13 protein-coding genes and 1 riboswitch are annotated in these 15,371 nt (G+C 38.7%); of the genes, 9 read left to right on the top strand and 4 right to left on the bottom strand.

Features of this window, described 5'->3' with window-relative positions:
- The first annotated feature begins 16 nt into the window (after positions 1-16).
- The 3 genes from R2R35_RS05250 to R2R35_RS05240 all read left to right on the top strand — a co-directional run bounded on the left by R2R35_RS05250 (position 17) and on the right by R2R35_RS05240 (position 3,066).
- Positions 17-646, top strand: coding sequence for an ECF transporter S component (locus tag R2R35_RS05250; protein WP_317733453.1), 630 nt, complete (start codon positions 17-19; stop codon positions 644-646).
- 110 nt (positions 647-756) lie between these two features.
- Positions 757-831: riboswitch (Fluoride riboswitch) on the top strand.
- 46 nt (positions 832-877) lie between these two features.
- Positions 878-2,086, top strand: coding sequence for a chloride channel protein (locus R2R35_RS05245; protein ID WP_317733452.1), 1,209 nt, complete (start codon positions 878-880; stop codon positions 2,084-2,086).
- Between the two features lie 110 nt (positions 2,087-2,196).
- Positions 2,197-3,066: an SDR family oxidoreductase gene (locus R2R35_RS05240; RefSeq protein ID WP_317733451.1), complete on the top strand. Its 870-nt coding sequence runs from the start codon at positions 2,197-2,199 to the stop codon at positions 3,064-3,066.
- Between the two features lie 81 nt (positions 3,067-3,147).
- On the opposite strand, the gene R2R35_RS05235 is transcribed toward R2R35_RS05240, so the two are convergent.
- Positions 3,148-3,549 (bottom strand): phage holin family protein, encoded by a 402-nt coding sequence (locus R2R35_RS05235; protein ID WP_317733450.1) that lies wholly within the window; start codon positions 3,547-3,549, stop codon positions 3,148-3,150.
- A gap of 17 nt (positions 3,550-3,566) precedes the next feature.
- Positions 3,567-4,109, bottom strand: coding sequence for an RNA polymerase sigma factor (locus tag R2R35_RS05230; RefSeq protein WP_317733449.1), 543 nt, complete (start codon positions 4,107-4,109; stop codon positions 3,567-3,569).
- A 188-nt stretch (positions 4,110-4,297) separates the two neighbouring features.
- Here R2R35_RS05230 and R2R35_RS05225 point away from each other — a divergent pair, with 188 nt between their 5' ends.
- Complete coding sequence (locus tag R2R35_RS05225) at positions 4,298-5,152, top strand: hypothetical protein (protein ID WP_317733448.1); 855 nt, start codon at positions 4,298-4,300, stop codon at positions 5,150-5,152.
- Between the two features lie 274 nt (positions 5,153-5,426).
- Here the strand turns inward: R2R35_RS05225 and R2R35_RS05220 are convergent, their stop codons facing one another.
- Complete coding sequence (locus tag R2R35_RS05220) at positions 5,427-6,350, bottom strand: phage tail tip lysozyme (protein ID WP_317733447.1); 924 nt, start codon at positions 6,348-6,350, stop codon at positions 5,427-5,429.
- Positions 6,351-6,710: 360 nt separating this feature from the next.
- Here R2R35_RS05220 and R2R35_RS05215 point away from each other — a divergent pair, with 360 nt between their 5' ends.
- From R2R35_RS05215 to R2R35_RS05200, 4 genes are all read left to right on the top strand, one after another.
- Complete coding sequence (locus R2R35_RS05215; RefSeq protein WP_317733446.1) at positions 6,711-8,648, top strand: ATP-dependent DNA helicase; 1,938 nt, start codon at positions 6,711-6,713, stop codon at positions 8,646-8,648.
- 129 nt (positions 8,649-8,777) lie between these two features.
- Positions 8,778-9,401, top strand: coding sequence for a biosynthetic peptidoglycan transglycosylase (locus R2R35_RS05210; protein ID WP_317733444.1), 624 nt, complete (start codon positions 8,778-8,780; stop codon positions 9,399-9,401).
- Positions 9,402-9,982: 581 nt separating this feature from the next.
- The gene (locus R2R35_RS05205; protein ID WP_317733443.1) at positions 9,983-11,413 is read left to right on the top strand and encodes a glycoside hydrolase family 5 protein; all 1,431 of its coding nucleotides are present in this window, start codon (positions 9,983-9,985) and stop codon (positions 11,411-11,413) included.
- A 646-nt stretch (positions 11,414-12,059) separates the two neighbouring features.
- Positions 12,060-13,835: a glycosyl hydrolase family 18 protein gene (locus tag R2R35_RS05200; RefSeq protein WP_317733442.1), complete on the top strand. Its 1,776-nt coding sequence runs from the start codon at positions 12,060-12,062 to the stop codon at positions 13,833-13,835.
- 103 nt (positions 13,836-13,938) lie between these two features.
- On the opposite strand, the gene R2R35_RS05195 is transcribed toward R2R35_RS05200, so the two are convergent.
- Positions 13,939-14,793 (bottom strand): LysR family transcriptional regulator, encoded by an 855-nt coding sequence (locus R2R35_RS05195; RefSeq protein ID WP_317733441.1) that lies wholly within the window; start codon positions 14,791-14,793, stop codon positions 13,939-13,941.
- A gap of 176 nt (positions 14,794-14,969) precedes the next feature.
- On the opposite strand from R2R35_RS05195, the gene R2R35_RS05190 reads away from it, so the two are divergent.
- Positions 14,970-15,275, top strand: coding sequence for a hypothetical protein (locus R2R35_RS05190; protein ID WP_317733440.1), 306 nt, complete (start codon positions 14,970-14,972; stop codon positions 15,273-15,275).
- The last annotated feature ends 96 nt before the right edge of the window (positions 15,276-15,371 follow it).

Below are 15,371 nucleotides of genomic sequence, written 5' to 3'. Positions count from 1 at the left end.
ATAGAAAGGTAATGGAATGAACAATAAATATAGTACGAAGAGGATGGTGTCAGCAGCTTTATTTGGTGCTATCATTATACTTTTGAATTTTACACCATTTGGTTATATACAGCTGCCTGTCATAAAGGCTACTATTATCCATGTGCCTGTAATAATTGGAGCAATCTTGCTTGGACCAGGAATCGGAGCGGGTTTAGGGTTTGTATTTGGGCTTACCAGTTTTTATAATAATACATTTGCACCAACGGTGCTCTCCTTCGCCTTTTCTCCCTTCATACCTTTACCGGGGACGGAAAAGGGAAGCTGGCTGGCGCTTATTGTTGCGTTTCTTCCTCGTATCTTAGTGGGGATATTACCTTATTATGTGTATAAACTTTTAAACAAGTTATTAAAAACCAGAGGAAAATTATTAACGCTGGGAGTTAGTGGACTTGTTGGCTCGATGACAAATACCCTGTTTGTCATGAGTTTGATATATTTATTATTTCGTGATGCCTATGGTGAAGCTTTCAATCTTTCTTTAGAGGCGGTTTTTAAGGCAATATTAACGATTATTTTTGTTAATGGATTACCTGAAGCGGTGTTGGCGGCCATACTCACCGCAGGTATTTGCAGAGCTCTGCAGAAAGTAATTAAAAATGAATAAAATTAATAGAGTATTCAATAGTGGGAACACTGCATCCTGTAGCGGAACGCCACAATCCTATAGCGGGATCATCGTAAATGATATTGACAGGCCATAAAATCGTTGCTATACTCCTTTTAGGGAATGAGGTTCTCCCTTTAATAATACCTGAACTGCTTTTTAAAGCTGATGACTTCTGTTTAAAAACAGGGGATATCAGCTTATTTTAATGGAACACAAAGGAGGAGACAGATGGTTAAGTTAAAAGAAATGTTCAGCAATTATAGAGATATACTTCTTCTTGGGTGTATTTCCTTCTTTATCGGTTTATTCGTTGGCTGCATTGATTGGATGTTTGGAAGAGTACTGTTAGAAATAACAGATTTTAGAAACAGATATAATTTTTTTCTGATTCCTTTGCTTCCTTTTGCGGGTTTATTTATAATCTTCCTATATACAAAATTCGGTAACAATGCTATAAAAGGAATGTCTCTCTTATTTTCAGTGGGTCTGAAGGAGGAACAGGCAATACCCAAAAGGCTTGTGCCGTTGGTTATTTTAAATACCTGGATAACTCATTTATTTGGGGGCAGTGCAGGACGTGAGGGGGTTGCGGTTCAAATAGGTGGTGCAGTAGCCCACAATATAGGCAGAAAGATAAAGATCAGGAATGGAGATAGAATCTTACTGATAACAGGAATGGGAGCGGGGTTTGCCGGACTGTTTCAAACACCCATTGCTGGCGTTTTCTTTGCAATGGAAATCTTTACGGCAGGAGTATTGGAATACAGGGCATTATTTCCTTGTATAATTGCTGCTTTTACTGCCAGTTTTACCTCACACGCATTAGGTCTGGAGAAATTCAGTTTTAATTTGAACAGTGCAGTTAATATTGACATTCGGACATTGCTAAAAATTATGCTATTGGGGGTTTTATTTGGAGCTGTCGGCAGTCTTTTTGCCAGGCTGCTTCATTTTAGCAAAGCATTTTTTAGCAGTCTTATTAAGAATCCATATTTAAAGATTTTTATGATTGGTTGTTTTTTAAGTATCTTATTTCTTGTTTTATATAGTGGCAGATATTCGGGATTAGGTACAAATCTAATTGATGCAGCTTTTACAGAGGGTAAAATATATGAATTTGATTGGGCTTTGAAGTTTCTACTTACGATTATAACCCTTAGTGCTGGTTTTCAAGGCGGGGAAGTAACGCCATTATTTTCAATCGGCTCCTCCTTGGGAGTTGCGGTAGCCGGTGTTATTGGATTGCCGATTGAATTTGCAGCAGCCTTAGGATATATAGCAGTTTTCGGCAGTGCAACCAATACTGTGATAGCACCGATTTTCATTGGTGCGGAGGTATTTGGTTATGAATATGTTCCTTATTTTTTTGTGGTAGCAGCCGTTGCATATGCTTTTAACGGCAGTAAGTCAATTTATTCTGCACAAAAGATTTATTAAGATTTATTAGGACAAAACTACTATTTATACCTCTGAAACTTAAGTAACTTAAGTATCAATTTGGCTTTCATAGGGAAATACTAATCAAAAATGGTTAGGAGATAGGTCTCATGAAAGATAAGGATATGTATACCCCTCAGGAAATAAAAGGTCAGAAACAGCCTGTTCCTGGTAAGGAAAGCAGCATGGAGCCGGAACCGATTTATGATAATCCGGATTACAAAGGAGCTGACAGACTGAAGGGAAAGACAGCAATTATAACCGGTGGAGACAGTGGAATCGGCAGAGCGGTAGCAGTTGCCTATGCCAAGGAAGGCTGCAATGTTGTCATCGTCTATAATATAGCAGAGGATGATGCAAATACAACCAGACAGGCAGTAGAAAGCTATCAGAGTAAAGTGCTGCTGCTTAAGGGGGATATTGGGGACAGCAACTTCTGCAACCAGGTCATAGAGAAAACCATACAGACCTTTCAGCGGCTGGACATTCTGGTAAACAACGCAGCCGAGCAGCATCAGCAGAAAAGACTGGAAGACATTACCGATGAGCAGCTGCAAAGGACATTTCAAACCAATATCTTTGCTATGTTTTATTTAACCAGGGCAGCGCTTCCTCATCTGAAAGAAAATAGCATCATCATAAATACAAGCTCTATAACGGCCTATAAAGGAAATGAGACTTTATTGGACTATTCCGCAACAAAAGGTGCAATCACAGCCTTTACTAGATCTTTATCCACCAATCTTGCAGAACGTAAGATTAGGGTAAATCAAGTGGCACCTGGTCCTATCTGGACACCCTTGATTGTTTCCACGCTGGATAAAAATACCGTTGGAACCTTTGGAAAAGATACACCCTTAAAACGGGCAGGACAGCCGGTTGAGGTAGCAGAAGCTTATGTATTTCTCGCTTCCGATGCTTCAACCTATATTACTGGACAGACTATTCATATCAATGGTGGCACCATTGTGAATGGATAGGATTATCCAAGAGAAGAAAACGGACAATAAATCATAAATCATGCTATCAATAGAAAGGTAAAAACTTTATTGATAGCTTTTTTAATCCCTATTACTATTAAGCTTTTCAATAGCCTCTCTTAACCTCTTCGGTATGGGTAACCCCAACTGTCCCGCATTTTCCAGTATACTAATACCCTCATTGGCCAGATAGAACATAACAACTAAGGTCCTAAGAGTACTTCCTGTTCCCAATACATAATTATCCATAATATTTCCCATGGATACAATCAAAAATATCAGGAACTTCCTGACAATACCCCGGTACCCTACTTCACTGGAAATCTTCTTATCCCGTATTGCCAGTAAAACTCCTGTAATATAATCAAGGGCTACAAATGCGGTCAGTGCATATATAAGCGAGTTAAAGCCCCCAAAGATACAGCCAAGTATTCCTCCCACAAAGGCAAGAATTAATCTTATATGTTCAATCATATCCTCCATAACTTATCCCTCCCGGTCTAATGCTTGTCCATGTATATATTTTTTAGCTTCTTCAAAGCTCTGTTCTTCATCTGATTTACAGCCTGCCGGGTTATACCCATGGTACCGGCAGTTTCAGCAACTGTGTAACCGTCATAATAAAGCATCTTGATGATATAAAACTCCTGATTTGTTAGAAGCTCTCTTAACAGGTCATAATCTGTATTTGTATAGATATCCGTTGTTGCGGTCAGGGAGTCAATATAATACATTTCATACTCACTGAGTTCTGAGTAAGTGGTATAATTTCGTGACTGCTTTACCCTTATGAGCTTCTTGATATAACTGTTATGTATGGAAGTGGTAAGATAAGCTACCAAACAACCGTCATTTTTATTCTGTAGCTTATCAGCTTTTAAAGTAGAAAGTAATTCAATAAAATCCACAAGAAGGTCGTCATAGGCATCTTCGTAAGAAAGACTATGAGCATATTTTTTTAAGATTGGCTTGAATTTTTCTATCAGCTTTAATGTTGCTGTATTATCCCCGTGTTGTATTTTATAAACTTCCTCAATTATCATACTGAATTCCACCTTTCAAGTAGTAAAGAGATGGAAAACACTAATATGTAAACATATGGAAATAAAATTTCTGTTTTTATTATTGCATTTTTTACGAAAAATGTCTTTCTTACAAATTTGTCACATATTTGCAGTATGGAAATTAATAGAGTATAATAATGAATAAAAGAAAAATTTAGGAGGCAGCCATGAAACCTGTACATTTATCAACAAAAGCGATTGCCGGACTGCTCATGCTCGTCCTGCTGCTCACTTTTAATGCCTGCGCTAAAAACAAGGAAGCGTCAAATACACAAAGCCCTTCCCCAACTTCCGTGGATTCATCCACTCAGGCACCAGAGAGCACCATAGAGCCAACCAAAGACTCAGAAGGAACTGATAAGGAAATAAAAGAAGAAAGTCCTTCCAAAGACTATGAGCTGATGGAATATACAGAAGCACCCAATGAAAACAGCTCCATAAAAATTCAATACCCAAATTTTACAGCCAGTGAATATAAAGCGGTCAATGCTATGATTTATGAGAAGGTGAAAAGCTTTGCAACAATTGACACGGATTATTTCTCAAGTGATACCGCATTGACCTTGGAGTATCAGTCCGCGGTTACTTTGTTTAATAATAAGATGATAAGCCTTGTATTTTGGGGTACCAGTTATCTGGAGGGCAGCGCATATCCCACCAGCAATCTCATACCAATCAACATAGACTTACAAGAAATGAAAGAAATGACATTGAAAGATTTGTATAATACCAATGAGGAGTTTGAAAAGGTATTTTTTGAAAAAGCGTATTTTCCTACGGACCCTGTAACCTCTTACGATAAGGATAGCTTTTCCCAGATGCTCAGCCTTCAATCGCCAGATTATCAAACCGTAGATCCATTTAGTATAGCGGATAATGTTACTTGTTTTTTGAAAGAAGACGGCATCGTATTTAGCCTGCCGGCCGTGCATGCAACCGGAAGCGATCATTTCGAAGCACAGCTTAATTACAGTGACATACAGCGGTTTTATCTGCCGGAGCAGAAGTATTGGGAGGATTAAATCCTTTCATTGCAAACAGCTCCACTTTTACTTTACATTCAAATTCACTGTTACGTTACAATTTAATCAAAGGGTTATATCATAAATCACAATGCAGTATATACCAATGCAGAGGGGACAAAATAGAGCAATGATTTTCTGATACGCTCTAACTGATGTTAATATAGATACGTTAATATAATAAAAGGAGCAGCCTTTACCCCGGTTAAAAAGGGAAACAGTCTGCTCCTTTTTTACAAGACAATTAAGTAAAGGAAGCAATATCACCTAATCTTTAAGTCAAGGTATTAAACCAATAAGTGCCTTGATTACCTCGTACCTGATCCTGTGAAGAATTTGCCGGTCTCTCGTAATTATGCAAAAATGCACCAGCCAGGTAATAAGCGCTTTCTGTGGATTTGGTGAATTGGGTAAATGTAAGATTATAGGCGGAGGTAGGATAGTACTGAATGCCTGCACTTACCTCATACAGGATACGGAGCAGCTGACTGTCCATATCGGCTACTGTATAATTATTGCTCTGAGCCCAGCTGATATATTTCGTTGCCGGGGTCCATTGAACTAAACCAAAGCCACCGCTGGTATTGTTTGCATTAAGTCCCTGCCAGATACCTGGATTAATCGTGCTTTCTGTCTGCATATTTCCAAGCATTCCGCATACTGCATTTTTGGTCCAGCCTTTACCACGCAGATAATTAAGGATATACTGGGCATTTACTGCCATTTGGCTCAGTGTCAGATAACTGTTGCTGATATAAAGGGATCCGCTACCGGAAGAAGGATAAACCTCATAACCAAATAGATACTGCCAGGTGGTGGAACCGATGATACCATCATCTGAGATACCCATCTTCTGCTGGAAAGTTTTCGTGACAGTCGTTGAATTGGAACCAAAGACACCATCAACTGCAATCGACTCAAACTTGCTAAGGAGATACTGGGCGGCTCTTGCCGCATAATTACTGGAACCATTTTGTACGGTGGCTACCAATGCGGATAATGTGTTTGCTCCGGCAACACCATCTGCTGAGAGTCCTTTGCTGCTTTGATAATTAATTACTGCGGTTTGGGTGCCTGACCCAAAGCTTCCGTCAATGGTGAGGGAATACCCCCGGAAAACCAGCAAGCACTGAAGTGCGCTTACATTTTTTCCGGAGTTGCCTGTACTTAAGACAGGCCAAGCTGGAATTGTTGCCATAATTTTTACCTGCTTTCTTTCAATTATTGAAGAACTCCTAAATGTCGCGCGCCGTTTGAGAAGCATCTTCTACAAGGTAAAGAGAAAGACTGGATAAAAATGTAAACATGGATTAAACTAAAATAAATATCATAAAGGAGTTTTAAAGCAGGAAAGGTTTACATCAGGGGTGAAAGAATTATGGAAGTATAAAGGAGTAATAATCAAGAAAAACAGTATTTAATAACTATCAAGTATATTAGTTAATAAAAACAGTTTGATTTTATGGAGGATTCCGATATAATAGAGACTATTGCAATTTTATCCCATACAATAGAATATTGGAGATAAGGGAATTTTTCATTTTACAGGAGATCAGATATGTGCGCGCGAAGGATTGAACCTTTTGATTATAAGAATAAAACAGAATTCCATGAAAAGCTGGTTGAATGGATAGGGGATGTTCTATACGACATTTTGCCAGACCATGGGTATGAAGTACGTGATGAACAGATATTTACAGCATTTCAGATTGCAGATGCCTTTTGTGAAAAGCAGGTTCATCTGGCAGAGGCAGGACTTGGAACCGGTAAGACAATTGCTTACCTGCTGTCCGCAATTCCTTATGCCAGAATGAGCGGTAAACCCGTTGTAATTGCATGTGCTTCGGCGGCGCTGCAAGAGCAGCTGGTCCATCCGGAAGGGGATTACAATAGATTATCAAAGCTGTTGGGAATAGGGATTGATGCTCGTATGGCGAAAGATCCAGGACAATATATTTGTGATGTGAAAATGGAAGAGTATACAAGTGAGCAGAATAGGATGGCAGATGAGATTAAACAGTGGATGAGCCAATCAAAACTTGGAGAGCGTTCGGAAATGCCTACTATACCGGATGGAATTTGGAAGAAGATTTCCTGGGACGAAGGAATGGATTGTGGTACCTGCCTTAATCGTGGTTATTGTAAATTAGTGAAAGCAAGAGAACATTACAGAGCTGCCAGAGATTTGATTATTGTTGATCATGAAACCTTTTTCAAGGATTTATGGACTCGTACAGAACTTTTGGCAGAAGGGAAATTACCTATACTACCAGGCTATAGTGCAGTAGTATTTGATGAAGGTCATAAGGTTTTGCTGCCGGCATCTATTCAGGCAGGGTATCAGATTGATAAAGAGGATATGGAGTCCATTGTTGAGGTATTCGAAGAGATTCAGGGAGCCAGAAATTCCTTGATGACAGCAACTGTCAGGATGAATCAAACAATGAGGCAGTTCTTTTTGGTTGCAAAGAAATCTGTTATAAGGGTTGAAAGTACAGAGCGGCTGTCTATAAATAGAAAGGAAGACCTTTTAAAAGCGGCTCTTCTCTTTCGAAAAGCATTGGATGGACTTCTTCTGGAATTACAGATAGAACAGGAACTGTATTTTGAATCTGTACCGGCACATCTTATTCAAGCCTACGAAGGACAAATGGAAAGAGCAATCAGGGCATTGGACAGTTTCCTTAAAGAGGGGGAAGAAAGCAATATACCATGGCTGAATAGAAAAGATGGGAGCTTTTGGATTGTTCCTCGTAACATAAGCGAACAGTTAAACCAGCATTTATTTCAAAAGAAGCTGCCAGTAGTGTTCACTTCCGCAACCTTAAGCAATGAAGGGGATTTTGATTATTTTATTCGTACAGTTGGATTAGACGGGGTTTCCAAATCAACGATCGGCAGCCCCTTTGATTTAGAAGAGCAGGTAACGGTCTTTCTTGACGAGAAAGCTGACGATATGGATGAGAAAACTGACCTTCCGATTAAGAAACTGGTACATTTGCTAGAGAAGAATAAGGGACATTCACTTGTATTGACCAATACACTCTCGCAAGTTCGTAAGATGAGAAAGAGTCTGGAAGGGTATTCCTTTCCCTTTGAGATTCTTTGGGAGGACTTGGGCGAGCGAGGTTATCTGGTAAACAGGTTTCGTGAGGAAGCAAATACCGTACTGATTGGTGCAAACTTCTGGGAAGGAATAGATGTCCCAGGAGAGGCACTGACCCAGCTGATTATATGGCAATTACCTTTCCCAGTGCTGGATCCCTTATTGGAAGCAGCTCGTAAGGAGGTAATGGAGCAGGGACTAGACCCGGTAAAAGTAATAGATTATCCGGAGATGGGTCTTAAACTAAAGCAAGGTTGTGGCAGACTTATAAGAACAAAAAGTGACAAAGGAAAGATAGTAATATTAGACCGTACACTTAATACTCCTTGGGAGAAATACGTTAGAGGAGCACTGCCTGCGGGCGCAAAAGTTATGGAAGAGGATTTATAAAATCTGCATATGTAATGAAATTATAAGAGTAATCTTACATAATTGTAAGATTATCGTAAGGAAAAACGATGGTTATGCACTCTTTTTGTTGTTATACTGTAGCTGCAGAGTATGAGAGGAGTGATTTTAATGAAAAAGAAAAAAGTTAGAATCAGTATATTGGTACTTGCTTTAATCGGTTTAATTGCCGGTATAATAAAAATATCACCTACCGTAGTTACAGGATATGAAATGTATAAAACCGCAATAAAAACAATGAGCATATCCGATAAGGTTGAGGAAATCAGGCAAGATGAGAATTATATTACATTTGATGAGATACCGGAAGAATATATAAACCAAGTGTTAAAGTCAGAGGATAAGCGTTTTTATTATCATTTGGGATTTGACCCGATTTCAACCACAAGGGCTATGGCAAACAATATTATGGCAGGAAGATTTGTACAAGGGGGCAGTACCATAACCCAGCAGCTTGCTAAAAATATGTATTTTTCTTTTGAAAAGAATTATGAAAGAAAGGTAGCGGAGCTTTTTGTTGCCTTCAAACTTGAAAAAGAACTTACAAAAGATGAGATCTTGGAACTATACTGTAATATAGCTTATTACGGTGAAGGCTGCTATGGATTGAAACAAGCTGCGGAACATTATTACGGTGTAGACCCGCTGGAATTATCAGAAGTTCAGATTGTAGCACTTGTGTGGACCCTAAAAAGCCCCAATAATTATAATCCCAATGCATACAAAGGAGCATAAGCATTGGGCAGCAGTTTTTAACCGTGGTATTGTAAGAAGTCCAAATAATATATATGACAGTCTTCAAGGTCTATTGCCGATTCTGTGAGTATCTGCATACAGTAAATGTATGTTTTTGCACATAGCATCGGCATTATTTTTTAGTGAGGAAAGATAAATAGTATCTTTAAAATAAGTCTGAAAGCAAGTTGAAATATAAATTGTAAAAATATAGAATATATGTTAGGATATTACTATAGTAATTTTTCGTTTTCCCCAAAGGGCCACTGTAGTTACCTCCCTTTTGGTACCTGATGAACAACACACAAATCAAATAGTTAACTAATCTAAAATCATAATATAAGTATTGCAATAACTTCAATCTTATGACGTCTATAGTTCACGGAATATTTATCTGCTTAAATTCATTTTATAACATCCAAATCAGTTTCAGCATAATACAAAACAAATCCGAATAAGTAGAGAATTATAACCTGTACACAATAATTCTTTATTTATATATACGTAATTTACAAAGGAGGTGCAAATAGCTACAAAAGAACTCAGGGAGAGTAAAATAATAAATAAAGGAGAGGAAAATCATGAGGAATGTATTGGGTGGTGTAAAAAAGAAATTTAAGGCGATTATTTCAATGCTTTGTATTGCAGCAATCCTAATAACTACCAGTAATTTTGTGGGCAGTCAGAAGATTAATGCAGCAGATACGAATAATGACGACTGGCTCCACTGTGTGGGAAACAGGATTTATGACAGTAAGGGTAAGGAGGTTTGGTTAACGGGTGCAAACTGGTTTGGGTTTAACTGTACTGAAAATGTATTTCATGGTGCATGGTATGACATCAAGGATATATTAACGGCGGTTGCAGACAGGGGAATCGGTTTGCTTCGAATACCAATCTCAACAGAACTTTTATACAGCTGGATGATTGGAAAACCCAATAAAGTCTCCAGTGTAACCGCTGCTAATAATCCACCTTATTATGTATGCAATCCTGATTTTTATGATGCCGCTACAAGCGGTGTAAAAAACAGTATGGAAATATTCGATATTATTATGAGATACTGCAAAGAGCTGGGCATTAAGGTAATGATTGATGTACATAGCCCGGATGCCAATAATTCAGGTCATAATTATCCGTTGTGGTATGGTCTGACTACAAGCACAGCAGGGGAAATAACCACAAAGAAATGGATAGATACTTTAGCCTGGCTTGCAGACAAATATAAAAATGATGATACGATTCTGGCCTTTGATCTTAAAAATGAACCTCATGGACAGAGAGGATATACGGCTGCTGAACCTTCTAATTTTGCCAAATGGGATAATTCCACCCAGGAGAATAACTGGAAGTATGCCGCTGAAAGGTGTGCTGCTGCCGTACTTGAAAAGAATCCGAGGCTGTTAATTGTTATTGAAGGAATCGAACAATACCCTAAAACCAATCAGGGTTATACCTACGCCACTCCCGAGGTATGGGGAGCATCAGGCAATCAGGCTCCTTATAATGGTGCCTGGTGGGGCGGAAATTTAAGAGGTGTTAAGGATTTTCCCATTAATTTGGGTTCTTTAAACAGTCAGATTGTTTATTCCCCCCATGACTATGGCCCTTCTGTATATAATCAGACCTGGTTTGATAAGGATTTTACAACTCAGACTTTATTAGATGATTATTGGTATGATTCCTGGGCATATATTAATGACCAAGGCATTGCACCACTTCTGATCGGTGAATGGGGCGGTCATATGGACGGCGGAAAGAATGAAAAATGGATGACCTTATTACGCGATTATATGATTAAAAATCGTATCAGTCATACTTTCTGGTGTATTAATCCGAATTCCGGAGATACCGGCGGACTTCTGACCTATGACTGGAAGACTTGGGATGAAAGTAAATATAATTTATTAAAACCTGCGCTTTGGCAAGCCAACGGAAAATTTATCGGACTTGACCATGTTGTGCCTCTTGGCAGTAACGGAATTTCATTGGGTGAATATTACGGAAATTAAGATTTATATTAATTCCTTATCTGATATCAAGGAAAGTGTGTTTAGGGAATTTATTGTGGAAAATATTAATTTTACACATATCCGAAAAACAGTCTTGCGGACAAGAATTTCTAAGAGGTATAAGAAAACGAAAGAAATATAAATAGTAAGGGGCTGTTGCATATATAATAGTGATGCAAGCAGCCTCTTTACTTTTGGTGTGCTTCAGAAAACGACAAGTGGTTATAGGGAACCCCGCAGCCTCTCCAGTACATAATGTTATTGGAACAGCCTTCATTATTCTTCTAAATAGTATCTCTTCTTAAGTAATAACCATTTCATAATTCAAGTTACTACTCGTCTCAATCCCGGCAAAACTCTGTCAATGACTTTTGGAAAAGTTACCTTTTGTAAATATACTAAGAAATATCCAGTATTTTGCTAAGGAATTATTCCTGCGCCACAGGTATAATTAATTTGTGTACCATGATTTACAAGTCTGTCAATCTATAAGGAATTTCCAAGTGATTTTTCTGTAACGATTCCCATGGTACTTTATATATAGCAAAAGGAGGATAATTCCCTGAATTCATTAACGAAATTACTATATAAAGTTATGCTTAGCTGTCTGCTGATAGGACTGTTATTTAACGCTGGTGGAAAAGCATTGGCAGCAACCATTAAACTGAATTATTCATCAGTGGCCCTAGAAGTTGGTAAGACAAAAACTCTGGCTGTAACAGGAACCAGAAGTAAAGTGACCTGGTCCACCAGCAAAAAGTCTGTTGCTGTCGTATCAACCGGGGGAAAAGTAACGGCCAAAGCCGCTGGTACAGCTACCATCTATGCAACAGTTGCCGGTAAGAAATTAGCCAGCAAAATAACGGTGAAGCCTCCGATAAAAGTAAGCAGTACTTCGATTTCATTGGTAAAAGGAGCAGCAAAGACCTTGAAAGTAACCGGAACCACAAGTAAGGTGGTCTGGTCAACCAGCAAGGCTTCCGTTGCAACCGTTACCTCAGGTGGAAAAGTAACCGCCAAAGCAGTTGGTACGGCGTCAATCAATGCACAGGTTGCCGGTAAGAAATTAACCACGAAAGTAACTGTAAAAGAACCAATTAAAATAAGCACCACTTCCTTTACACTAAAAACAGGCGAATCGAAAACTTTGGCAGTAACCGGAACGACCAGCAAGGTAACCTGGACAACCAGTAAAGCTTCTGTTGCAACAGTCACCACAACGGGTAAAGTTACAGCAAAGGCTGTGGGGACAGCTACAATTTATGCAACTGTAGCAGGTAACAAATTAACCAGCGTGGTTACCGTAATAGCTCCACAGCCTGCTGCAACGCCAACACCTGCTCCCACCCTTCCGGGGGTTACACCGATGCCGGAGGCCATTCCGAAGTTGGTTGGGTATTATGCAGCCTGGGCAAGATACGCTGGATTTACACCGGATAAGATAGCAGCTGATAAATTCACTCACATCCATTATGCCTTTGCCAATATTGACAGTAATCTTAAGATTACCTTGGGATATCCGGATATTGATGCCGCTAATATCAGCCAACTAAATGCGCTCAAGAAAACAAATCCTAACCTAAAGACAATTATAGCAGTTGGCGGATGGTCCTGGTCGGGACGGTTCTCCGATGCTGCCCTTACTGAAAGCTCCAGAGGAGTCTTTGCTGACAGTGTAGTCGATTTTGTTGTCCGATACGGCTTTGATGGAGTTGATATAGACTGGGAGTATCCGGTCAGCGGTGGTTTATCTACAAATGTGAAAAGACCTGAAGATAAGTATAATTTTACCTTACTAATGAAGACTCTGAGGGAGAAGCTAAATGCAAGAGGGGCAATTGATGGAAAGAAATATCTTCTTTCTTTTGCCGGAGCAGCAGGAAACTGGTATGCGAACAATACCCAGTTAAGTGAATTAAGTAAGTACGTAGACTATGCTAATATCATGACCTATGATATTCACGGTACCTGGGATACTTATACTGATTTCAACGCTCCTTTATATAGTGACACAAATCAGTCGGTGAGTGTGGACTCAAGTATCAAGGCCTGGATGAATGCAGGTTTTACAAAAGATAAGATTGTAATGGGTGTGCCTTTCTATGGGTATATCTATAAGTCGGTACCCGATATCAACAATGGGTTGAATCAGACCTACTCAGGAGGTGCTTCTATCAGTTTTGCAAATATAGCAGCTAATTATCTGAATGTGCCGGAGTATAAGCGCTTTTTCCACCCGGTACAAAGAGTTCCCTGGTTATTCAACGGATCCACCTTCATTACTTTTGAGGATGAGCAATCCATGTTAGAAAAGGCCAGCTATATTAAGGAAAAAGGTCTGATGGGGGCTATGATCTGGGAAATAAGCCAGGACCCGGACCGGATATTATTAAATGCCTTGTATCAGGGACTTAAGCAGTGAGAAATAGGATGCATTTTCATTTACCATTTTTCCGTAAAGGTGGACGGTTTTGTATGGTACAAGCAGTTATTAAGCGCACCTCAAAAAACAAATAAGGCGGCATTTAAGAGATATCTTTAATATATGCTTGAAAATCCATTATAAAGCTGTTGCATAGAGCAGAACACTGGGAGTTCTGAAAGCAGAATACGACGTCCCTTCCTATATTCGTGTCATCAAAATTAAGCAGACGTACCTTATCAGAAAAGAGGTTCTTCCAGCTTTTCAAAGGGATAAAGGTAACTCCGAGCCCTATTTCTACATATTGCCTTACATAAAGAGGATCTTCACAAATAATATCTGTTTTGGGTTCAAATCCATATTTTTTGCAGAAGTTAAGGGTATCTTTTGTAAGGATGGCATCCTTATACATCATTACAAATTTCTCATTTGACAGATCTGCCAGACAAATCGGATCACAGAAGGAAGGATTGTGCTTATTAACTGCAATACCGTAGTTTTCATGAAATAATGGTATGGTGTTGAAATTAGGAGGAACTGAATTGGCATCACATATACACAGATCATAATCGTTAAATTCCGTTGCGGAATTGTGATTGATCTTAAAGGTTATATGGGGTGCCTTTATTTTATATTCCCCAATAAAATCGGTTACAATTTTCCTGGCGCATAAAACAAGAAGTCTAATTTCGGTATTTTCTGTTTGATTCTTTAAGCTGCTGACGCCTTTCTCTATATAATCTAAACCGGTTGAGACATTCTCTGAAAATATCTTTCCTGCTTCATTTAAGGTCAATTTATTACTTTGCCTGCTGAACAATTTTACGCCTATTTCTTTCTCAAGCAGGGAAATAGATTTAGAGATGGTTGAGGCGGGTACACAATATAATCGGGCAACCTGAGAGAAGTTTTCTGTTTTTGCAGCCGCTAAAAAATATTTTAATTGTAAGAGTTCCATTCTAATTGTCGGGATAACAGACCGACGTTCACTCCTTTACATGTTAGTCTGTTTGTAATTTTATCAAAGCATACTATATATTTCAAGATATAGCAGTGTGATTAATTGTATTCTGTGCAATATAGAAACAGCTGTGTATAATAATTGTAGAAGCTATCTGGATTTAAGGGGGATGAATGGAAGAATTATTTGAAACATTAATGGTAATAAGTTTTGGTTTATCATGGCCCATGAATATCATAAAAGCTTTTCAGGGACGAACAGCAAAAGGAACAAGTTTAATCTTTCTGAGCTGTATAGAATTTGGATATATATGTTCGATTATATGGAAACTGTTAAGTGGTGATATGCAGGCGATGTTTTCCGGCGATATCACAAAGTATGGGTGTTTTTTCTATTTACTGAATGCGTTAATGGTTTTAATAGCAATTATAATCTTTTACAGAAATAAGGCATTGGATCAACTAAATGAAATCAAGTAAGATTTTAATTCTTAATTGATTTCAAAGATGAAGAGGCAGTATTTATGGTTTTCAAAAGCAAAGAGAGAAAAACAGAAAGAAACAGTAATTTAGATT

The sequence above is a fragment of the Anaerocolumna sp. AGMB13020 genome (genome assembly GCF_033100115.1).
GTDB lineage: Bacteria > Bacillota > Clostridia > Lachnospirales > Lachnospiraceae > Anaerocolumna.
The sequence above is the reverse complement of the archived record's forward strand: the minus strand, read 5'-3'. Positions and strand labels throughout refer to the sequence as shown.